At 58.9% G+C, this 19,521-nt stretch carries 19 protein-coding genes; 8 read left to right on the plus strand and 11 right to left on the minus strand.

Features of this window, described 5'->3' with window-relative positions:
* Positions 1–4: 4 nt before the first annotated feature.
* Positions 5–2,737 (minus strand): preprotein translocase subunit SecA, encoded by a 2,733-nt coding sequence (gene secA / locus KUD11_RS04375; RefSeq protein ID WP_109386267.1) that lies wholly within the window; start codon positions 2,735–2,737, stop codon positions 5–7.
* 191 nt (positions 2,738–2,928) lie between these two features.
* Here secA and KUD11_RS04380 point away from each other — a divergent pair, with 191 nt between their 5' ends.
* From KUD11_RS04380 to mutT, 3 genes are read left to right on the plus strand one after another with little or no spacing between them, the layout of a single operon-like run.
* Positions 2,929–3,783 (plus strand): peptidylprolyl isomerase, encoded by an 855-nt coding sequence (locus KUD11_RS04380; RefSeq protein WP_109388243.1) that lies wholly within the window; start codon positions 2,929–2,931, stop codon positions 3,781–3,783.
* A 4-nt stretch (positions 3,784–3,787) separates the two neighbouring features.
* Positions 3,788–5,017, plus strand: coding sequence for a bifunctional glutamate N-acetyltransferase/amino-acid acetyltransferase ArgJ (argJ, locus tag KUD11_RS04385; RefSeq protein WP_109386265.1), 1,230 nt, complete (start codon positions 3,788–3,790; stop codon positions 5,015–5,017).
* Positions 5,014–5,412, plus strand: coding sequence for an 8-oxo-dGTP diphosphatase MutT (gene mutT, locus KUD11_RS04390; protein WP_109386263.1), 399 nt, complete (start codon positions 5,014–5,016; stop codon positions 5,410–5,412). Before argJ ends, mutT begins: the two co-directional genes overlap by 4 nt.
* A 418-nt stretch (positions 5,413–5,830) precedes the next feature.
* Here mutT and infB read toward each other — a convergent pair whose 3' ends face one another.
* The 4 genes from infB to rimP are packed head-to-tail and all read right to left on the minus strand — an operon-like array spanning position 5,831 to position 11,180.
* Positions 5,831–8,326, minus strand: coding sequence for a translation initiation factor IF-2 (gene infB / locus KUD11_RS04395; protein WP_109386261.1), 2,496 nt, complete (start codon positions 8,324–8,326; stop codon positions 5,831–5,833).
* On the minus strand, positions 8,323–8,955 hold the full coding sequence (locus KUD11_RS04400) for an RNA-binding protein (RefSeq protein WP_109386259.1): 633 nt from the start codon (positions 8,953–8,955) through the stop codon (positions 8,323–8,325). The genes infB and KUD11_RS04400 overlap by 4 nt, the downstream gene beginning before the upstream one ends.
* Before the next feature lie 23 nt (positions 8,956–8,978).
* The gene (gene nusA, locus KUD11_RS04405) at positions 8,979–10,601 is read right to left on the minus strand and encodes a transcription termination factor NusA (RefSeq protein WP_109386257.1); all 1,623 of its coding nucleotides are present in this window, start codon (positions 10,599–10,601) and stop codon (positions 8,979–8,981) included.
* Between the two features lie 3 nt (positions 10,602–10,604).
* A complete protein-coding gene (rimP, locus tag KUD11_RS04410) occupies positions 10,605–11,180 on the minus strand; it encodes a ribosome maturation factor RimP (protein WP_109386255.1) in 576 nt (191 codons plus the stop codon).
* Positions 11,181–11,457: 277 nt separating this feature from the next.
* Here rimP and KUD11_RS04415 point away from each other — a divergent pair, with 277 nt between their 5' ends.
* Positions 11,458–11,754 carry a hypothetical protein gene (locus KUD11_RS04415; protein ID WP_146190852.1) on the plus strand — a complete coding sequence of 99 codons (297 nt, stop codon included), beginning with the start codon at positions 11,458–11,460 and terminating at the stop codon, positions 11,752–11,754.
* A 215-nt stretch (positions 11,755–11,969) separates the two neighbouring features.
* Positions 11,970–13,070: a hypothetical protein gene (locus KUD11_RS04420; protein WP_224380147.1), complete on the plus strand. Its 1,101-nt coding sequence runs from the start codon at positions 11,970–11,972 to the stop codon at positions 13,068–13,070.
* Here the strand turns inward: KUD11_RS04420 and pip are convergent.
* Entirely contained in the window at positions 13,067–14,038 is a 972-nt protein-coding gene (gene pip / locus KUD11_RS04425) for a prolyl aminopeptidase (protein WP_109386251.1), read from the minus strand. The genes KUD11_RS04420 and pip overlap by 4 nt on opposite strands.
* Before the next feature lie 49 nt (positions 14,039–14,087).
* Between pip and ubiG the strand changes: the two genes are divergently transcribed.
* Positions 14,088–14,834 carry a bifunctional 2-polyprenyl-6-hydroxyphenol methylase/3-demethylubiquinol 3-O-methyltransferase UbiG gene (gene ubiG, locus KUD11_RS04430; RefSeq protein WP_109386249.1) on the plus strand — a complete coding sequence of 249 codons (747 nt, stop codon included), beginning with the start codon at positions 14,088–14,090 and terminating at the stop codon, positions 14,832–14,834.
* Positions 14,835–14,838: 4 nt separating this feature from the next.
* On the opposite strand, the gene KUD11_RS04435 is transcribed toward ubiG, so the two are convergent.
* Genes KUD11_RS04435 through KUD11_RS04450 form a run of 4 tightly spaced genes read right to left on the minus strand, consistent with a single transcriptional unit; the run spans position 14,839 to position 17,129 of the window.
* Complete coding sequence (locus KUD11_RS04435) at positions 14,839–15,285, minus strand: MarR family winged helix-turn-helix transcriptional regulator (RefSeq protein WP_109386247.1); 447 nt, start codon at positions 15,283–15,285, stop codon at positions 14,839–14,841.
* Positions 15,282–16,121, minus strand: coding sequence for a carbon-nitrogen hydrolase family protein (locus KUD11_RS04440; protein WP_109386245.1), 840 nt, complete (start codon positions 16,119–16,121; stop codon positions 15,282–15,284). The genes KUD11_RS04435 and KUD11_RS04440 overlap by 4 nt, the downstream gene beginning before the upstream one ends.
* A 3-nt stretch (positions 16,122–16,124) precedes the next feature.
* Positions 16,125–16,382, minus strand: a complete 258-nt coding sequence (grxC, locus tag KUD11_RS04445; RefSeq protein ID WP_109386243.1) for a glutaredoxin 3 — start codon at positions 16,380–16,382, stop codon at positions 16,125–16,127.
* Between the two features lie 39 nt (positions 16,383–16,421).
* Positions 16,422–17,129 carry a ComF family protein gene (locus KUD11_RS04450; RefSeq protein ID WP_109386241.1) on the minus strand — a complete coding sequence of 236 codons (708 nt, stop codon included), beginning with the start codon at positions 17,127–17,129 and terminating at the stop codon, positions 16,422–16,424.
* A gap of 47 nt (positions 17,130–17,176) precedes the next feature.
* Here KUD11_RS04450 and KUD11_RS04455 point away from each other — a divergent pair, with 47 nt between their 5' ends.
* Together KUD11_RS04455 and hemH are read left to right on the plus strand one after the other, a co-directional pair.
* A complete protein-coding gene (locus KUD11_RS04455; RefSeq protein ID WP_109386239.1) occupies positions 17,177–17,998 on the plus strand; it encodes a methyltransferase domain-containing protein in 822 nt (273 codons plus the stop codon).
* A gap of 57 nt (positions 17,999–18,055) precedes the next feature.
* Positions 18,056–19,120: a ferrochelatase gene (hemH, locus tag KUD11_RS04460; RefSeq protein ID WP_109386237.1), complete on the plus strand. Its 1,065-nt coding sequence runs from the start codon at positions 18,056–18,058 to the stop codon at positions 19,118–19,120.
* A gap of 102 nt (positions 19,121–19,222) precedes the next feature.
* On the opposite strand, the gene KUD11_RS04465 is transcribed toward hemH, so the two are convergent.
* Positions 19,223–19,411 carry a hypothetical protein gene (locus KUD11_RS04465; RefSeq protein ID WP_109388241.1) on the minus strand — a complete coding sequence of 63 codons (189 nt, stop codon included), beginning with the start codon at positions 19,409–19,411 and terminating at the stop codon, positions 19,223–19,225.
* Positions 19,412–19,521: the final 110 nt, after the last annotated feature.

A 19,521-nucleotide genomic window follows, 5' to 3' on the forward strand; every position in this document is an offset into this window, starting at 1 on the left:
GGTATCAGGCCAAGCGGCCATGGCAATGTTTGAACTTCTTGCCCGATCCGCAGGGACACTCGGAATTGCGCCCCGGATTGCCCCATGTGGTGGGATCTGCCTCATCGAAGCCTTCAATCGCAGCCCCTGCGGTGATGGCGGCACCCTTGGATGGAATCTTGTCGGATGTTGGCGCATCTGTACCGGCGGCGGCGCCCGCTGCGATCTTGGTCTGCTCGGCGATCATCTGCTGGACCAACGCGTTGCGCTCTTCCTCGGACATGGGTGCGACCTGAGCCAGCTTTTGCGTCACGTCCTGACGCAAGCCGTCGAGCATGGATTCAAACAGTTGAAACGCTTCGTTCTTATACTCGTTGAGCGGGTCCCGCTGCGCATAGCCACGAAACGCCACGACGGAGCGCAGATGCTCCAGCATAAGCAGATGCTCGCGCCATTTGCCGTCGATGGTTTGCAGCAGCATCTGTTTTTCGATGCGGCGCATATCCTCGGGGCCAAAGGCCACGGCCTTTTGGGCCATCATCTCATTGGCGGCTTTTTCGATTCGTTCGCTGATCTCTTCGTCGTCAACGCCTTCTTCCTCGCCCCACGCAACCACGGGCAGGTCCATGTTCATCCGCTCCATCAACGCCTGATGAAACCCTTCCATGTCCCACTGATCCGCATAGGTCTTGGGCGGCATATACTGATCAACCAGATCGTCGATCACCTCGGCACGCATGTCGCCGATCACTTCCGACAGGTCCTCGGATTTCATGATGTCGAGACGCTGGGCAAAGATCACCTTGCGCTGCTCGTTCATCACATCGTCAAATTTCAAAAGTTGCTTGCGAATGTCAAAGTTGCGCCCTTCGACCTTGGCCTGCGCGCGCTCCAGCGATTTGTTCACCCATGGGTGGATGATCGCCTCGTCCTCTTTCATGCCCAGACCGGCCAGAACCTTCTCAAGCCGTTCCGAGCCGAAGATGCGCATCAGATCGTCATCAAGGCTGAGGTAGAACGCGGACATGCCCGGATCCCCCTGACGGCCCGACCGGCCACGCAGCTGATTGTCGATCCGTCGGCTCTCGTGGCGCTCGGTGGCCAGAACGAAAAGCCCACCCGCGTCGGTCACGGCTTTCTCATCGGCGGTATGCGCGTCTTCGATCCGCTTGCGGATCTCGTCGGCATCGCCTTCAGGGTCGGCGGCAATCGCGTCGAGCACTTTCAGCTCTACATTCCCACCCAGCTTAATATCGGTGCCGCGCCCGGCCATGTTGGTGGCAATCGTCACAGCGTTCAGCTTGCCGGCATCGCCGACAATCTGCGCCTCTTTCTCATGCTGGCGGGCGTTGAGCACGTTATGCTCAATCCCTTCAGTGGTCAGAAGCTGGCTCAGCGTCTCGGATTTCTCAATCGACGTGGTGCCAACCAGAATGGGCTGACCCTTTTCATGGGCCTTGCGCACGGCCTGGATCACGGCTTTGAACTTCTCGCCTTGGGTGCGGTAGACCGCATCATCCTTGTCGATCCGCGCGATGGGGCGGTTGGTGGGCACTTCGACCACACCAAGCCCGTAGATCTCGGCAAATTCATCGGCCTCGGTCGCGGCGGTGCCTGTCATACCGCTCAGCGTGTTATACAGGCGAAAATAGTTCTGGAAGGTCACAGAGGCGAGCGTGACGTTCTCGGGTTTGATATCGCAGCCCTCTTTCGCCTCAATCGCCTGATGCAGACCATCCGACAGACGCCGCCCGGACATCATCCGGCCCGTGAATTCGTCGATCAGAACGACCTCACCGTCGCGAACGATGTAATCCTTGTCCTTGGTAAAGAGTTTGTGCGCCCGCAAACCCTGATTGACGTGGTGCACGATCGTAGTGCTTTCAGGATCGTAGAGCGATTGCTCCTCGGGCAGCACGCCACGCGTCACAAGAAGCTCTTCGAGAAATTCGTTGCCGTCATCTGTGAAGGTCACGTTGCGGGTCTTCTCATCAAGCTTGTAGTGCTCGTCCAGAAGCTCGGGGATCAGCAGATCAATGGCGGTATAAAGCTCGGACCGGTCCTGCGCGGGGCCGGAGATGATCAAGGGCGTGCGCGCCTCATCGATCAGGATACTGTCCACCTCGTCCACGATGGCAAAGTTATGGCCATGCTGGCTCATCTGGCTCAGCTCAGGCTTCATGTTATCGCGCAGATAGTCGAACCCAAGCTCGTTATTGGTGGCATAGGTCACATCGCAAGCGTAGGCCGCGCGCTTTTCCACATCATCCTGATTGGGATAAACGCAGCCCGTAGTCATGCCCAGCGCGGAGAACACATTGCTCATCCACTCGCTGTCGCGCTTGGCCAGATAATCGTTCACCGTGACGATATGCACGCCCTTTCCGGTCAGCGCGTTGAGATAGGCCGGAAAGGTGGCCACAAGGGTCTTGCCCTCGCCCGTTTTCATCTCGGCGATATTGCCCTGATGCAGGAAAATACCGCCCATAAGCTGCACATCGAACGCCCGAAGGCCCAAGGCCCGCCACGCGCCTTCGCGGCAATTCGCAAACGCCTCTGGCAAAAGCGCATCAAGGCTTTCACCGCCCTTGGCCCGCTCACGAAGCTCTGCTGTCTTGTCGATCAAGCCCTGATCGCTCAGCGCCTGCATCTCAGGCTCAAGCGCGTTGATCTGCGCCACAAGGGGCCGCGCGGTCTTGACCTTGCGATCATTCGGGGTTCCGAAAACTTTACGCGCGACAGTTCCTAAACCCAGCATATTCAATCCGCTCCGGTGTTTTGGCATCTTGTGACGGGCAATGACTTGCCCCGTTTCCCTTGCGCGCCTACAACATGCACCAATTCAGCGGGAATGCCTTGATCTTAAGGCGATGTAAGACCCCACTGGCAGAGTGTCAACGCCGCGCACCCCTGAGTGCCCCACGCCCTATATGGCAAAGGATGACCCATATGATCCCCCAGCTTTCCCACCTCCCGCTCTGCGCCGCCATGATCGGGGCGCTCGCCCTGCCTGCCACGGCACAGGATGACGTGACTGCCGATACGGTTGTGGCCACGGTCAACACCACAGAAATCACTCTGGGCCACATGATCGTGCTGCGCGCGGGGCTGCCGGATCAGTTCGCGCAACTGCCCGCAGATGTGCTTTACACCGGCATTCTGGACCAATTGGTGCAGCAAACCCTGATGATGGATGCCCATGGCGAGGACCTGTCGAAGGTGAGCCAATTGATGCTGGAAAATGAGCGCCGCGCTGTGACGGCCAGCGAAGAGATCAACCGCATCACCACGACCGCCGTGAACGATGCCGCGATCGAGGCATATTTTCAGGCCAACTACGTCAATGGCGACGATGTGACCGAATACAGTGCCTCACATATTCTGGTCGAGACCGAAGAAAAAGCACAGGAGCTTGTCGGGCTTCTGGACGGGGGGGCCGATTTCGCAGCCCTCGCGCAGGAGCATTCCACAGGTCCCTCTGGCCCCAACGGTGGGCAGCTTGGCTGGTTTGGCCCCGGCATGATGGTTGAGGAGTTCCAAGAGGCGGTTGAGCAGATGGAGGTGGGGAGCGTATCGCCCCCCGTCCAGACACAATTCGGCTGGCATCTGATCCTGCTCTCCGAGACACGCGCAGCCGAGCGCCCCGAACTGAACGACGTGCGCGGAGAGATTGAGGAGGCGCTGCGTGTAGCCGCTGTGGAGGAGGCTGTCTTAGCCCTGACCGAGATGGGCGATGTGGACCGCGCAGCTGGTGACGCGCTCAGCCCCTCGGTGCTGGACCGTTTCGACCTTTTGGCAGACTGAGCCCATGGCAAAAATCACCCACGTCTCGCCGCTGGCACCGCCCGCGTTTCCCAAGCTTCCGGTGATTGAGGGCGTGCGCTTTGCGACCGCCGCCGCCGGAGTGAAATACGCGGACCGCACGGACGTGATGCTGGCCCATCTGGCGCCCGGCAGCACGGTTGCGGGGGTGTTCACACGCTCGGCCACGCGCGCAGCCCCGGTGCTGGATTGTCAGGCCAAGATTGGTCGCCCCTCTGATGCAGGGGCCGCGATTATCGTGAATTCTGGCAATGCCAACGCCTTCACCGGCGCGCTTGGGGTCGAGGCGGTGCGGGCCGTCACCGCCGCTGTGGCCGCAGCCGTGGATGTGCCGGAGACGCGGGTGTTTTCATCCTCCACCGGGGTAATCGGGGAGCCGCTGCCCCATGACCGTATCACCGCGAAAGCCGTCGAACTGGCCGCTGCCCTAAGCCCCGACGGGATTGAGGCTGCTGCCCGTGCCATCATGACCACCGACACCTTCGCCAAAGGCTCGGCCACCGAAGTCGTGATCGACGGGCAAACAGTGCGCATCGCCGGGATCGCGAAAGGCTCGGGCATGATCGCGCCGGATATGGCGACGATGTTGGTCTATATCTTCACCGACGCCGCCGTGCCGATGCCTGTGCTGCAATCCATGACGGGCGCGCTCAACCGCACTACGTTCAACTGCATTACCGTCGATAGCGATACGTCCACCTCCGATACCGTGCTAGTGGGGGCGACGGGGGCGAGCGGCGTGCAAATCACCGAACATTCCATCGGCTTCATGGAAGGGCTGCGCCGCGTCATGCTGGATTTGGCCCATCAGGTGGTGTGCGACGGCGAGGGGGCCACGAAATTCGTCGAGATATCCGTGACGGGTGCGGCAAGCGACAGCGACGCACATATCCACGCCAAATCCATCGCCAACTCACCACTGGTGAAAACCGCGCTGGCTGGAGAGGATGCCAATTGGGGCCGCGTCGTCATGGCCGTGGGCAAATCCGGCGCACGGGCCGACCGTGATCGGCTGTCGATCTGGTTCGGCGATATTCTCGTGGCCAATAATGGCTGGGTGAACCCCGGCTATAGCGAGGCGGACGCGGCGGCCTATATGAAGGGCCAGAACCTGGTGATCAGCGTCGATCTGGGCCTTGGCGGGGGGACGGCGCGCGTTTGGACCTGCGACCTCACCCACAGGTATATCGACATCAACGCAGATTACCGCTCATGACCGTCGTTCTAGTTTCGGCGGTGGCGCTCATAGATGTAGATGGACGCATCCTGTTGGCTCAGCGCCCCGAAGGCAAATCTATGGCGGGCCTGTGGGAATTTCCGGGTGGCAAGGTGGAGCCGGGCGAGACGCCGGAAGCCGCACTTATCCGCGAGTTGCAGGAGGAGCTTGGGATCGACACGTGGTCAAGCTGCCTTGCTCCACTGACCTTCGCAAGCCACAGCTACGAAAAGTTCCATCTGCTGATGCCGCTCTTTGCCTGCCGCAAGTGGGAGGGGATTCCGCAAGCCCGCGAAGGGCAGACCCTCAAATGGGTCCGCGCGCAGGATCTGAAGAATTACCCCATGCCGCCCGCCGATATTCCGCTCATTCCGATCCTGCGCGATTGGCTCTGAGGCCGGGCCTTGCGCAACAATCTTGTTTCGCGGCGGCAGAAATTAAGCTATCGTTAATAAAGGGTCTGTTACATCTGTCTTAGCCTTAAGACAAATTTGCCTAAAACATTAACGTCACGTCTGGGGGGATATGACATGTTGAAAACGATTCGGCTTGGAAGTTGCGTGCTCGTTCAGGGCATCTTTGTGAAGCTGCTGCCCGATGGGCGTGTTCAAGTACGCGACGGCGAGCGGGTTTACGCCGGCCATCCAGTGAGCAAAGCCGCATAAGAGGCCTAGCCTGATTTGAAATGACATAGGGGCTGCCTCACACGGGGCGGCCCTTTTTGTTTGCCACGCTCCACTGTCAAACCCACAAAAGAAAACGGCCCACAGTTTGCGCTGCGGGCCGTCCGTGTGTTCTCAATATCGCCAGAGATTATGCGAGCGTGCGGACCACTTCCTCGCGCTCGAAAATCTCGATCACGTCATCGGGGCGCACATCCTCATAGGATTCAAACGCCATCCCGCATTCCTGACCCGATTGCACCTCGGCCACTTCATCCTTGAAGCGTTTGAGCGTTTTCAATGTGCCCTCATGGATCACGACATCATCGCGCAGAAGGCGTACACCGGCCGAGCGGCGCGCAACACCTTCGGTCACGAGGCAACCCGCCACTTTGCCAATGCCGGTCACCTTGAAGACCTCTTTGATCTTCGCATAACCGATGAACTTCTCGCGGATCTCCGCGCCCAGAAGGCCAGAGGCCGCCGCTTTCACGTCATCGACCAGATCGTAGATCACCGAGTAATAGCGGATCTCCACACCTTTCTGGTTCGCGCTCTGACGGGCGGGCGCATTGGCCCGCACGTTAAACCCGAAGACAGGCGCGCCGGACGCCTCGGCGAGGCCGATATCGCTCTCGGTGATGGCCCCAACACCCGAATGAAGCACGCGCACGCGCACCTCATCATTGCCGATCTTCTCCATAGCCTGAACGATCGCCTCGGCAGAGCCCTGCACATCGGCTTTCACGATCACTGGCATTTCGGCCATGGTCTCGCTTTGCTTGGCCTGAGACATCAACTGTTCCAGCGTCACGGCAGCACCCGCCGCCGCGCGTTTTTCCTTAGCGGCCTTCTCGCGGTATTCCGCGATCTCACGCGCCTGCGCTTCTGTGTCAACAACGTTCAGAACATCGCCTGCCTCGGGTGTGCCATTGAGACCAAGAACCTCGACCGGAACCGAGGGCCCCGCCTCTTTCACACGCTCGCCATGGTCGTTGATCAGCGCACGGACCTTGCCATATTGCTCGCCCACGACAAAGATATCGCCTTGTTTCAGCGTGCCTTTCTGAACCAAAACCGTGGCAACAGGGCCGCGCCCCACATCCAGCTGCGCCTCAATCACGGCACCTTCGGCGGCGCGGTCGGGGTTGGCTTTAAGCTCAAGAATTTCCGCCTGAAGGGCAATCGCCTCCAGAAGGTCCGGAAGGCCCTGACCCGTGATCGCAGACACCTCGACATCCTGCACTTCGCCCGACATTTTTTCCACGATCACTTCATGCTGAAGCAGATCAGTGCGCACCTTGTCAGGGTTTGCGGAGGGCTTGTCGATCTTGTTGATCGCCACGATCATCGGCACATTGGCCGCTTTCGCGTGGGCAATCGCCTCAATCGTCTGGGGCATGACCGCATCATCAGCCGCCACCACCAGAATAACGATATCCGTCACCTGCGCACCGCGTGAGCGCATGGACGTGAACGCTGCGTGGCCGGGTGTATCAAGGAAAGACAGAACCGCACCGGTATCGGTTGTCACCTGATAAGCACCAATATGCTGGGTGATCCCGCCCGCCTCGCCCGCCACAACTCGGGCGTCGCGGATAGCATCGAGAAGCGATGTCTTGCCGTGGTCGACATGGCCCATGATTGTGATCACTGGCGGGCGAGGCTGAAGATCGCCTTCGCTGTCTTCGACCGCGTCGATCACATCTTCCACATCCGAATCCGAGACGCGCACAACACGGTGGCCAAACTCTTCGATGATCAGCTCCGCAGTATCCGCATCAATCGCCTCATTCTGTGCAACCATCATCCCGCTGGTCATCAGCGATTTGACAACATCGCCCACACGCTCGGCCATACGGTTGGCAAGCTCGGAGACAACGATGGTCTCGGGCAGTTGCACGTCACGCACGATCTTTTCACGCTCTTGGCTGCCGCCCATCGCCTTCTGGCGGGCGCGCTCTTGCTTGCGCTTCATCGCGGCCATGGATTTCTGACGGCCACCTTCGCCACCAGACAACGCCTGATTGAGCGTCAGCTTGCCGGAGCGGCGTGCGTCGCCCCCCATGCCCTTGCCTTTGGCAGGACGTTGATCACGGTCGCGGTCCTGTTTGCGCGCAGGGGCGGCATCAGGACGGTTCGTCGGCGCACCACGGCCCGAAGGCGATTCGGACGGTGCTGCCGCAGGGGCAGCCGCGGCAAGCTTGGCGGCCTCAACGGCGGCGCGTGCGCGCTCTTCCTCTTCAGCCTTGGCTTTCAGCGCTTCGGCCCGCTCTTGCTCTTCGCGCTCTTTTGCTTCGATCTCGTCGCGGCGACGCTCACGGTCTTCTGCGCGCGCCTTCTCATCGGCTTCGCGCTGCGCGGCCTCATCGCTCTCGCGGGCTTTCGCGGCGGCAAGCGCCTTCATCCGGCGGTCAAGCTCAGCATCAGAAATGCCTGCGGGACGCTTGGACGGGTCACTCGCGGGCGCAGGTTTCGCCATGGCAGACGCACCAGGTGCAGCCCCCGGTTTGGGCACCACAACACGCTTGCGCTTGGTTTCCACCACGACGTTCTTGGTGCGCCCATGGCTGAAGCTTTGCTTCACATTCCCCGGACGGGATCCGCCGCGCACACCCAGTGTTTTCTTTCCGTCGTTGTCGCTCATGTCGTCTTCTTTCCTTTTCGGCGCGCGTTCTCGCCGTCCGAGACGCGCAGGGCCTTCAGCCTTGCCGCCTCCTCTACAACACGTTGCGCCAAACCTCCAGCGCGCAGTGCGGCGTGGATTGTGGTTTGGCGCCCAAATGCTTGGCCGAGCTCATCGGCAGTCAGCCAGCCGATGAAAAACCCATAATGCGGCGTGCTGAGCTTTGATTTTCCGCGCTCGGACCCGTCTGACGCTTGGATAAGCACTTCGGCCTCATCCTTCATCAGCCACGCCTTCACCCGCTCATACCCGGAAGTGGCGCCGCCGCCCTTGCGCGCAAGGCTGATCAGATCAACCACCCGGCGGGCCAGCATCGCCTCGACCTGCGCAGGCAGATCATCGGAGACCTGAACCGCCTGTTTGGCCGCGCGGGCAAACAGGCCTTTGGTGGCCGCTTTGGCCAGCGCCTCGGGCGTCGTGGTCACCCAGATGCCGCGCCCAGGCAGCTTTTGCGCCAAATCCGGAACAACCTGCCCATCCGGGCCGATCACAAATCGGATCATGTCAAACATAGGGCGCACCTCGCCCGTGGCGATGCATTTACGCTCTGGACCGTTTTCCCGGTCTTTGGGTTGCCCGCCGCGCCCCATCAGGTCCTTCGCAGGGCCTGAGATCAGGCCCCGCTCTCCTCATCAGAGGCGCCGTCAGCATCCTCTTCGATAGCCTCAGACTCAAGCTCGGCGGGATCAACCCAACCCAGCATGATCCGTGCGGTCATGACCATGTCCTGCGCCTCTTGGAGCGACAAATCGAAAGGCTCTAGGATCCCATCATCCTTCACACGCTCCCCGTCCACTTGGGTCCAGCCGCCGGCCAGCTCCCAATCAGCGCAGGTTGCAAAATCTTCCAGCGTTTTCACGTCATCCTTGGCCAGCGCGAGGATCATCTGAGGCGTCAGGCCCTCAAACTCCACAAGGCTATCCTCGACGCCCAGCGCACGAGCCTCGTCCATGGCCGCTTTGGCCTTGGCTTCAAGAATATCGCGCGCGCGGGCCTGAAGCTCGCTCGCGGTGTCCTCGTCAACGCCGTCGATCACCAAAAGCTCGTCCACCTCGACATACGCCACCTCCTCAAGGGTGGTGAACCCTTCGGAGACAAGAAGCTGCGCAAAAAACTCGTCCAGATCGAGCGTTTCCATGAAGAGGCCTGTGCGCTCCTCAAACTCTTTCTGACGGCGCTCGCTGTCTTCGGCTTCGGTCATGATGTCGATATCAAGCCCGGTCAACTGCGACGCCAGACGCACGTTCTGACCCCGGCGACCAATCGCAAGGCTCAGCTGCTCTTCGGGCACAACCACATCGATCTTGCCCGCTTCCTCGTCCAGAACAACCTTGCTCACCTCGGCGGGCTGCAACGCGTTCACGAGGAAGGTCGGCTGATCCTCATTCCACGGAATGATGTCGATCTTTTCGCCCTGAAGCTCGTTCACGACGGCCTGAACACGGCTGCCGCGCATACCGACGCAAGCGCCCACAGGGTCAATCGAGCTGTCATAGGAAATCACGGCGATCTTGGCGCGAGATCCCGGATCACGGGCGCAGGCCTTGATCTCGATGATGCCATCATAGATCTCGGGCACCTCCATCTTGAACAGCTCTATCATGAATTCAGGCGCGGTGCGGCTGAGGAAAATCTGCGGGCCGCGCGCTTCGCGGCGCACATCCTTGATGTAGCAGCGGATACGGTCATTGGGGCGATAGGCTTCGCGGCCGATCTTCTCGTTGCGGCGCAGGATTGCTTCACCCCGGCCCACATCCACGATGACGTTGCCATACTCTTCGCGCTTGACCTGACCGTTAATGATCGTGCCTGCGCGGTCCTTGAATTCCTCAAACTGACGGTCCCGCTCGGCTTCGCGCACCTTTTGCAAGATCACCTGCTTGGCCGATTGCGCGGCGATGCGGCCCATCTCGACAGGGGGCACTTCCTCAACCAGCGTATCGCCGACTTTTGGGTCATCAAGATATTGCTTGGCCTGCTCCACGGTGAACTCGGCCTGATAATTCTCAAGCTCCTCGTCCGTCACAACCGTGCGCACGCGGGTGAAGGTCGCGCGACCCGTCTTGCGGTCGATGCTGACACGGATATCCATCTCGGCGCCGTACCGGCTCTTGGCGGCGCGGGCGAGGCTCTCTTCCATCGCCTCGACGACCAGACCGGGGTCGATCATCTTCTCGCGGGCCACAGCCTCGGCGGTTTGCAGCAACTCAAGCTGATTTGCGGATGTAATGGCCATGGTTCAGTCCTCCTCAGACCCATCGTCAGTTTCGATCTCGTCGAAAGCATCTTCGTCGATAATGCCTGCAGCCTTGCGCTGACGCAGCATCTCTTTAATCAAATCGTCCGTCAGAACCAGCTTGGCATCCACCAGCCAGTCAAACTCAAGCCCGACTGTGCCTTCGTCGAGATTTATCAGCACTTCCGTGCCCTCAACCCCTGCGAGCACGCCTTTGAAACGCCTGCGCCCGTCAATAAGCTCGCTCGTCTCAAGCTTGGCCTCATAGCCCTCGAACGCCTCAAAATGCTTGAGCATGGTCAGAGGCCGGTCGATTCCGGGGCTGGAGACCTCCAGCGTATAGGCCTCTACAATCGGGTCCTCAACGTCGAGCGCGGCACTCACCGCGGTCGAAATCTGGCCGCACTCATCCACCTCGATCCCGCCCTCGGGCCGCTCTGCCATGATCTGAAGCGTCGCGGTGTTGCCGCTCATCAGACGCACCCGCACCAAATCAAACCCCAGATCCTCAAGGACGGGGGTGATGATCTCCGCCATCCGGCGGTCAATCGCAGCTTTGGCAATCAGGTCGTTGCTCATGTCGTGTCAGGCAGTCTCTTAAATCAGGGTGCGTTCAAGCACAAAAAAACGGGCGCGCGGCCCGTGAAACTTTCCGGTGGAGCCTTTCGGTGTGGACCCGAGAAGCGCCGCTATTGAGTTGGATATAGGCGGGATGAGGGATGGGCGCAAGGGGGCACAGCACACCGTATCTTATTAGACTCAGTCCATAACGCATCATATTAAGTCGCTAAAGACGTCTTGACATATGATTCGCTAAATCAGACGATAAATCTATATCTAGCTAACGAGGGTGTCAATGACACTATATGATCTTATAATACCGATGCTTGCTGTGGCTTGTGCCGTAAGCGGACTAGCGCTGTTGGCATTTGCTGTCAGATTGGGAATGGGGTCAGGTGAGGCATATGACCAACTTCGTGGTGTATCAAAAGGTTTTCGGGACACTATGTTTGGCAACATTCATCAGCCTTATGGAAAAGGCGGTACCCTTTTCAATCGTGGTACAGCATACTCGATTGACCAAAAAGGAAACATTGAACTTATCAGCCAAGCCAAGACCAACCGTGAGTCCGTTCAGGACGCTTCCTTTTAGCCTAAACGAGCATTGAGTACATCTCTTGGATACCGACTGTTTCTGGAAGGCTATCGTATTCGCATATCGGCGAGAGTCGGTTTCCCAACAAATGTGCCTGTTACAATGCAATTGGTCAAAAAAGCGGAATTCAAGCAATTATATGTCAAACACGCTATACAGACGATTTTGTTCTGCCTTTACCACTAAAATGGCCATGGCTACGAAACAAAATCGTGTCTACAATTAGTCGGATACTTCAAAAAAAATCCATTTCAGGTAAACATGAATTCATAGCGATCTTTTGTGATTTGAAAGATCAGGATAAAGATCTGGACCGGCTTACGGGCATAGTCTACCCAATCCTAAATACAGAGCGAAAAAGCGACTGGCGTTCTCAACAATTAATTAATCAAATTCGATCATGTTTGGCAGAATTGTCTAGAAGCCCAATCGTGGACAGCCAACAGAAAAAACTTACGGAACTGCAATCTAAAATTGAGTTAGACTTGACGCCATACTGCCCGATTGCGGTAGGTTTTGATATTTGCAGGAATGGTATAGTAAAATTTAAACCCGTCCGACTGAAAAAGGGTTTAGTCCAAGACTTTGATAAAGACGAAAAGTCAGTTCAAGATTATACAGAACAGGCTTTCTTTTTTCTCAGGGATATTACACATATCCATCAGCACCATGAGCCTGAATCAGACACTATAATTAGAGTCCACAAACAATCTCCTCGAGCAGTTAAGGATATATATTTCGACCTTTTTCGTTATATAATTAGATTTAAACGCTTTAGATCACCAGAGAATATCATGCGAGCAAGTGGAATTCTTGCCTATGCGAATTCGTTTAAACTGATTCAAGCAGATCAAAAACAGCTACCGAACGACTATCAAATCGAAAACCTGAAAATGTCGCTTGAAGCAGCTCAGTTCGAGCTTCAGTACGAGGCGCAGCGGCAAAACGGAAAAATCTCTCTTGCACTAACAATAGTATTTAGCGTTTTTGGCTTACTACTATCGCTGAGCGCACTTGCCCAATTTGCCCCAGTTGAATCCCAAAAGCAAATAGTTCCTAGTGGCATACTTGTTGCTTTCACCGCATGGATCGCAGAGAATCCTGTTTGGTTTGCTGGGTTTGGCTTCGCGATCGGTTATCTATCGCTTCTTTTGGCAGGACGAGTAAAACCAAACCAATATCCTACATTTGAGAATGTCCTTCGATTGTTTAACCATTCTAGTAAGTTGGCTTTTCTGTTACCCGTAATTTTACTGGGTTTGACGTTGCTTGGTATTGCTATTTGGATCTTTAAAATTAGCTTAACCCATTAAGCCCGCCCCAGCCTGTTCATCACATTGACCAACTCCGAACTGATCCCCGGCTCGCTCAGCGCGTGACCCGCCAGTGGGATCATCCGCATCAACGCTTTGGGCCATGCCGCAGCCAGCGCGTGGGCTGTATCAGGCGGGCAGATCATGTCATAGCGGCCCTGCACAATCGTGCCGGGCACATCAGCAAGCCGTCCGATATTGGCGAGAATCCAGCCATCATGCTCCAGAAAGCCCGCATTGATGAAATAGTGATTCTCCAGCCGGGCAAAGGCGCGGGCATAATCGGCCGGGCTGTCGGCCCCCACGCCCGAGGATTGCACCGACGCCAGCGCGTTTTCCCACGCGCTCCACGCCTTGGCATAGGTCGTCTCAAGCCGCACATCGTCTGAAAAGAGACGGCGGTGATAGGCGGCGATCAGATCGTCGCGCTCATCTTCAGGAATGATTTGCACAAAACGCTGCCATGTATCGGGCCAGAACCGCCCGGCGCCACCACCATAGAACCAGTCAAGCTCGCGCTGGGTCATCGTAAAGACACCGCGCAGCACAAGATGTGTGCATCGCTCGGGATGCGTGATCCCATAGATCAACGCGAGCGTCGCGCCCCAGCTGCCGCCAAAAACGCACCAGCGCTCAATCCCAAGTTCGGTGCGGATACGCTCGATATCGTCCACGAGATGCCATGTGGTGTTTGCCTCGACGCTGGCATGGGGTTTGGAGCGCCCGCAGCCACGCTGATCAAACAGGATAATGCGATAAACGCGCGGGTCAAAATACCGCCGCATCGCCGGGCTGCACCCGCCGCCGGGGCCGCCATGCAGCACGATTACGGGCAGCCCGTCCGGCGTACCGGATTGCTCCATATACACCTGATGACCGTCACCCACGTCGAGCGTCCGGCGGTCGAAAGGCTCAATCGGCGGATAAAGATACTGCACTGCGCTTTTTTGGCCCGAGATTTTATCCATGAGTGTCCTATATAGAGCGACAGAGACAAATGATCATACGGAGAGCAGAATGCAAGCCGCTCAGTCCACGATTGACGACCACGAGATTGCGAAATTCCAGGCCATGGCCGCCGAATGGTGGGACCCCAGTGGCAAATTCAAACCATTGCACATGCTTAATCCGTGCAGGCTGGATTATATCACGGCGCAAATCGCGTCGGAGTTTGAGCGCGACCTGAGCGAGGACAAACCCTTTGCCGGGCTGCGTATTCTCGACATCGGCTGTGGTGGCGGCCTTCTGGCTGAGCCTATGGCGCGTCTGGGCGCGGATGTGGTCGGCGCCGATGCTGCCGAGCGCAACATCCCGGTGGCCAAGCTGCATGCCGAGCAATCGGGGCTTGAGATCGACTATCGCTTCACCACCGCCGAGGCGATGGCAGCCGAGGGCGAGCAATTCGACGCCGTGCTCAACATGGAAGTGGTGGAGCATGTGGCCTCCCCCATCGACTATCTGATTGCGTGCAGGCAGCTTTTACGCCCCGGCGGGCTGCACATCTGCTCGACGCTCAATCGAAACCCCAAGAGCTATATGATGGGCATAATCGGCGCGGAATATGTGATGCGCTGGCTGCCCAAGGGCACACATGATTGGAAGAAATTCATCACACCGGATGAGCTTTTTGACCTGATCCGCGACGCCGGGCTGGAGCCTGTGGATCGTAAGGGGTTCGTCTTCAACCCAATCGCGTGGAGCTGGTCTATCTCAGACCGCGACCTCAGCGTGAATTACGTGACAGCGAGCCTGAAACCCGAGTAAAGCCCTACGTGCGTTCCTGCCCGAGCCTTGTGCGCAAACTGCGCAAGGCGGGCAGGATGGCGCGGACCTTATCCTCGCCCAGATCCTGCACAACCTCTCCGATGAGCGGCGCAATCGCGGCCACCGCCTCATCACGTGCGCTGCGCCCGGCCTGGCTGATCGCGACCTTCTTGCGGCGCGCATCATCCCAATCGGGCCGGATATGCACATATCCCGCCGCCTCCAGCTTGCGCAGCGTGTTGGTCATCGCGCCGCGCGTGACATGAAAGCTATGGGCAAGCTGCGCGGGGCTTTTCTCATCCGCGCTGCGGGCCAGCTGATTGAGCACGGAGAAATGCGACACTTCCATACCCTTGGGCAAAACACGGCTGAGCTGATTCCTGATCAACTGGTCGTTGGTCAGAATTTCGCTAAAAAGCGCAACGGCGAGGGCATTCCCGGTCTCGGTCATAGATTCCTTGGGCCACTGAAGACTGCATCATGCATAAGCGACGGAACACGCTTTCGTGATTTTGCCACTTCGGAGGGGTCAAGATCAACGGTGATAACGCCCGGCGCGTCCCCGGCATCGCCCAGAACCTCACCCCAAGGGCTGATCGCGAGGCTGTGGCCATAGGTTTCGCGCGGCTTTCCGATCTGTGCGGCGTGAACACCCGTCTGGGCCGGGGCAAGCACATAGGCCCCCGTCTCAATCGCGCGGGCGCGCAAAAGCACCTCCCAATGCGCGGCCCCTGTGACCCGCGAGAAGGCCGAGGGAACGGTGATAATCTGCGCGCCGCGCTGGCCAAGGGCGCGGTAGAGATGTGGGAAGCGCAGATCATAGCAGATCGTCATGCCCAACGCGCCAAAGGAGGTCTGCGCAAGACAGGCCGCGCCTCCCGGCCGATAGCCCGCCGATTCGCGGTAGCTTTCGCTCTCGGAAATCGTGACGTCGAACATATGGATCTTGTCATAGCGCGCGACAATCTGTCCGTCGGGCGTGATCAGAAAGGACCGATTGGCGAATCGCCCGTCCTTGTCGCCAGTTTTGATTGCTAAAGAGCCAATGAGCAGCCAAATGCGCCGCGCCGATGCCACATCGCGCAGCGCAGCGAGTGTGATATCCGCGCCCTCATACTGCAAGACTGCCTCCTGCTGTGCGCGGCTGGCGGAGACGCAATTCGTCACTTCCGGGGTCAGCACGAAGCCCGCACCGCACGCCACAGCCTCCTCAATCAAGGCCACGGTCTGCGGCAGGTTCGCCACCGGATCATCGCCCGAGCACAGCTGCACGAGGCCCGCACGCATGGCTCAGGCCGCCAGAAGCGCGTCCAGCTTGCCCGCCCGGTCCAGCGCATAAAGCTCGTCACAGCCGCCTACATGCACATCACCCACGAAGATCTGCGGCACGGTGCGCCCGCCATTGGCGCGCTGCATCATCTCGGCGCGGCGTGCCGGCTCACGGGCAATATCCACCTCGGAGAAATTCACGCCCTTCTGGCTCAGAAGGCGTTTGGCCGCATGACAAAAACCGCAGAGCGGCGAGGTGTAGATTTCAACAGGTTGCATCAGGGCACTCCAGGACAAGGGATCGTCTATCCCGGCTATTTAGGCATCCCGGCCCGCACGCGCCAGTGCCACGATGCTCACGGATGCGGCACCAGCGGCCTTGCACGCGCCAGCAGCCGCCGCAAATGTCGCGCCCGAGGTCATGACATCATCCACCAAAAGCACATCGCGCCCGGCCAAAAGGCCCGCGCGCTTTGGATGCACAGAGATCGCATCGCGCACCGTGTTGCGCCGCTCCTCATAGCTTTTTCCGCCCAACTGCGCCGTGGCTTTGGGCCGGATGAGAAGGTCAGGACAATGCGCCGCCCCCGCCTCTTGCGCCAGCGCCTTGGACAAGAGCGCCGATTGGTTGAACCGCCGCTTGAGCATCCGGAGCCAATGCAAGGGCACCGGCGCGATCAACGTCTTGGGCGTGAGCAAAGGCTGCGCCGCGCGCGCCATCCATTTCGCGGCGGGGCGCACCACATCCTGCCTATCGCCGTATTTCAGCGCCAGAACCAAGCGCCGCCCCGTCCCGCCATAGCGCATCGCGGCGCGGCCCCGGTCCCACGCCAATGGCTGTTTCATACAGGCATCGCATTGGATAATCTCGGCCTCATCCCCCTCCGGCGCGGGCGGCAGCGCCTTGCCGCAACTGTCGCAGCAGGTGCCAAGGATAAAAGGCGTATCGCGCCAGCACGACCCACAGAGGCCGAAATCGCTGTCCACCATCTCGCCACAGCCGATGCAGCGCGGCGGGTAAACCATCCGCAAGACCGATTGAATTGCGCCAAGCTTCACGTATATCACCCCCCATGACCACACCCGCCCCCCTCACCGACCGAGGCGCACTTGCCCGGCACCGCGACCGCGCGGCGGCAAAGCCCGCCCTGTTCCTGCACGAGGCTGGCGTGGAAGAGGTGCAGGATCGCCTCGCCATGGTTAACAAATCCTTTACAGCGCCGGTGATTGTCACCGGGTGGCCCGACCCTTGGGCCCAGGCCTTCCCCGAGGCGCAGATCATCGCGGATGACGAGACCCTCGCACTGGAGCCCGCGTCGTATGATCTGATCATCCACGCCCTCGCGCTCCATTGGGCCAATGACCCGGTGGGCCAACTCATCCAGATGCGCCGCGCCCTGCGCCCCGATGGGCTGATGCTGACCGTGCTTCTGGGCGGCACCACGCTGAATGAACTGCGCAGCGTGCTCGCACAGGCCGAGACGGAGGTGACCGGGGGTCTCTCGCCGCGCGTGGCACCGATGGGAGAGCTGCGCGATATGGGCGGGCTCTTGCAGCGCGCGGGCTTTGCCCTGCCGGTGGCCGATAGCGTGGCTCTGCGCGCCTCCTACGCCGATCTGCCCGCGTTGATGCATGATTTGCGTGCGATGGGCGAGACAAACGCGATGACCGCCCGGCCCCGCCATATGACCCGCAGAGCGATCTTCACCCGCGCCGCCAAACTCTACGCCGCGTATTTCGCAGATAGCGAGGCGCGTCTGATCGCCACATATGACATGATCGTCCTCACCGGCTGGGCCCCCGATGAAACACAGCAAAAACCGCTGCGCCCCGGCTCTGCCAGCGCCCGTCTGGCCGAGGCCTTAGGCACCAGGGAGACGCCACTTGAGGATTGACCTCAGCTATTTTCCCCCTATTTCGGTGGCGGTGAGATGACAGGAGCTGACCCTAACATGCTGGACACGACCAAAATCGCGACCTGCCCGGTGCACGCGCCCGCCGATCACCCCCCGGTGCCTGCGGCCAAGACGGGAATTCTTTTGGCCAATCTGGGCACGCCGGACAATTACGATTACTGGTCCATGCGCCGTTATCTCAGCGAGTTTCTATCGGACCGCCGCGTCATCGATTACTCCCCATGGAAATGGCAGCCGCTCTTGCAGCTGATCATCCTCAGCAAGCGCCCCTTCACCAGTGGTGCGGCCTATAAATCCATCTGGAACGAGGAGCAGGGTGAGAGCCCGCTGATGACCATCACCCGCGATCAGACAGCGGCCATCGCGGCCAAGCTGCACGGCGATCTGGGCGACGGGATCATGGTGGATTTCTGCATGCGCTACGGCAATCCGTCGACCAAATCCAAGGTTCGCGAGATGACCGAGGCTGGCTGCACACGCATCCTCTTCTTCCCGCTCTATCCACATTACGCAGGCGCTACCTCAGGCACCGCCAATGACCAGTTTTTCCGCGCGCTGATGGAAGAAACCCGCCAGCCCGCCGCCCGCACGGTTGAGCCTTACTTCGAGAATGAGCTCTATATCGAGGCGCTCGCAAAATCGGTGGAGGAGGCTTATGCTGCCGCCGAGGAAGAGCCGGAAATGCTTGTCGTATCCTATCACGGCATGCCCAAGCGCTATTTGATGCAGGGCGATCCCTATCATTGCCAATGCCAGAAAACGACGCGCCTGCTGCGCGAAAAACTGGGATGGAGCGAGGATCGAATCACGACCACGTTCCAATCGGTCTTTGGGCCCGAGGAATGGCTGAAACCTTATACCGTGGAAGAAGTGGCCCGGCTTGCTGAAGAAGACGGCAAAAAACGCATTGCCGTGATCGCGCCTGCATTTTCCGCCGATTGCATTGAGACGCTCGAAGAGATCAACGAAGAGATCAAGGAAGCCTTTGAAGAGGCTGGCGGCGAACACTTCACGTATATCCCCTGCCTCAACGACAATGACGCGCATGTGCAAGCGCTGGGCGAGATCATCAAATCAAACCTGAAGGGCTGGGTGCGCTAAATCATTCCGCGCAATGCAGCGGTTGCAGAAGAAGACCGGACAAAAAGAAAAAGGCGGTGACCGAAGTCACCGCCTTTTCCATGTCGATAGTGAAGTGCCGAATTAGTCAGCAGCAACCACAGCAGCGACGATCGCGAGCAGCACCAGGGGAATCCAGATGCCTGCAGCGGACGAGCTTGCCGAAGTTTCTTCAACGATGACGGGCGCTTCCATAATGGGCTCTTCCATTGTGCCGGCGAAACCGGTCGAAGCAGCAGCCGACAGAGCAGCAGCGAGAACGAGTTTTTTCATAGTATCCTCCAGAAATTGGCTTGGCCACGCAGTGCGCAGCATCAAGCACCCAAGACTTAACCTCGTGATGGTTTTCTAACCAGCTATCCAAGGCGATTGCAAACGCAACT

It is taken from the genome of Roseovarius carneus (assembly GCF_020141465.1).
In the GTDB taxonomy this organism is placed as follows: Bacteria; Pseudomonadota; Alphaproteobacteria; order Rhodobacterales; family Rhodobacteraceae; genus Roseovarius; species Roseovarius carneus.

Bases quoted from the DNA above. Each gene is read 5' to 3' on its own strand.
- secA (WP_109386267.1), bottom strand. From the start codon at position 2,737: ATGCTGGGTTTAGGAACTGTCGCGCGTAAAGTTTTCGGAACCCCGAAT.
- KUD11_RS04380 (WP_109388243.1), top strand. From the start codon at position 2,929: ATGATCCCCCAGCTTTCCCACCTCCCGCTCTGCGCCGCCATGATCGGG.
- argJ (WP_109386265.1), top strand. From the start codon at position 3,788: ATGGCAAAAATCACCCACGTCTCGCCGCTGGCACCGCCCGCGTTTCCC.
- mutT (WP_109386263.1), top strand. From the start codon at position 5,014: ATGACCGTCGTTCTAGTTTCGGCGGTGGCGCTCATAGATGTAGATGGA.
- infB (WP_109386261.1), bottom strand. From the start codon at position 8,326: ATGAGCGACAACGACGGAAAGAAAACACTGGGTGTGCGCGGCGGATCC.
- KUD11_RS04400 (WP_109386259.1), bottom strand. From the start codon at position 8,955: ATGGGGCGCGGCGGGCAACCCAAAGACCGGGAAAACGGTCCAGAGCGT.
- nusA (WP_109386257.1), bottom strand. From the start codon at position 10,601: ATGGCCATTACATCCGCAAATCAGCTTGAGTTGCTGCAAACCGCCGAG.
- rimP (WP_109386255.1), bottom strand. From the start codon at position 11,180: ATGAGCAACGACCTGATTGCCAAAGCTGCGATTGACCGCCGGATGGCG.
- KUD11_RS04415 (WP_146190852.1), top strand. From the start codon at position 11,458: ATGACACTATATGATCTTATAATACCGATGCTTGCTGTGGCTTGTGCC.
- pip (WP_109386251.1), bottom strand. From the start codon at position 14,038: ATGGATAAAATCTCGGGCCAAAAAAGCGCAGTGCAGTATCTTTATCCG.
- ubiG (WP_109386249.1), top strand. From the start codon at position 14,088: ATGCAAGCCGCTCAGTCCACGATTGACGACCACGAGATTGCGAAATTC.
- KUD11_RS04435 (WP_109386247.1), bottom strand. From the start codon at position 15,285: ATGACCGAGACCGGGAATGCCCTCGCCGTTGCGCTTTTTAGCGAAATT.
- KUD11_RS04440 (WP_109386245.1), bottom strand. From the start codon at position 16,121: ATGCGTGCGGGCCTCGTGCAGCTGTGCTCGGGCGATGATCCGGTGGCG.
- grxC (WP_109386243.1), bottom strand. From the start codon at position 16,382: ATGCAACCTGTTGAAATCTACACCTCGCCGCTCTGCGGTTTTTGTCAT.
- KUD11_RS04450 (WP_109386241.1), bottom strand. From the start codon at position 17,129: ATGGTTTACCCGCCGCGCTGCATCGGCTGTGGCGAGATGGTGGACAGC.
- KUD11_RS04455 (WP_109386239.1), top strand. From the start codon at position 17,177: ATGACCACACCCGCCCCCCTCACCGACCGAGGCGCACTTGCCCGGCAC.
- hemH (WP_109386237.1), top strand. From the start codon at position 18,056: ATGCTGGACACGACCAAAATCGCGACCTGCCCGGTGCACGCGCCCGCC.
- KUD11_RS04465 (WP_109388241.1), bottom strand. From the start codon at position 19,411: ATGAAAAAACTCGTTCTCGCTGCTGCTCTGTCGGCTGCTGCTTCGACC.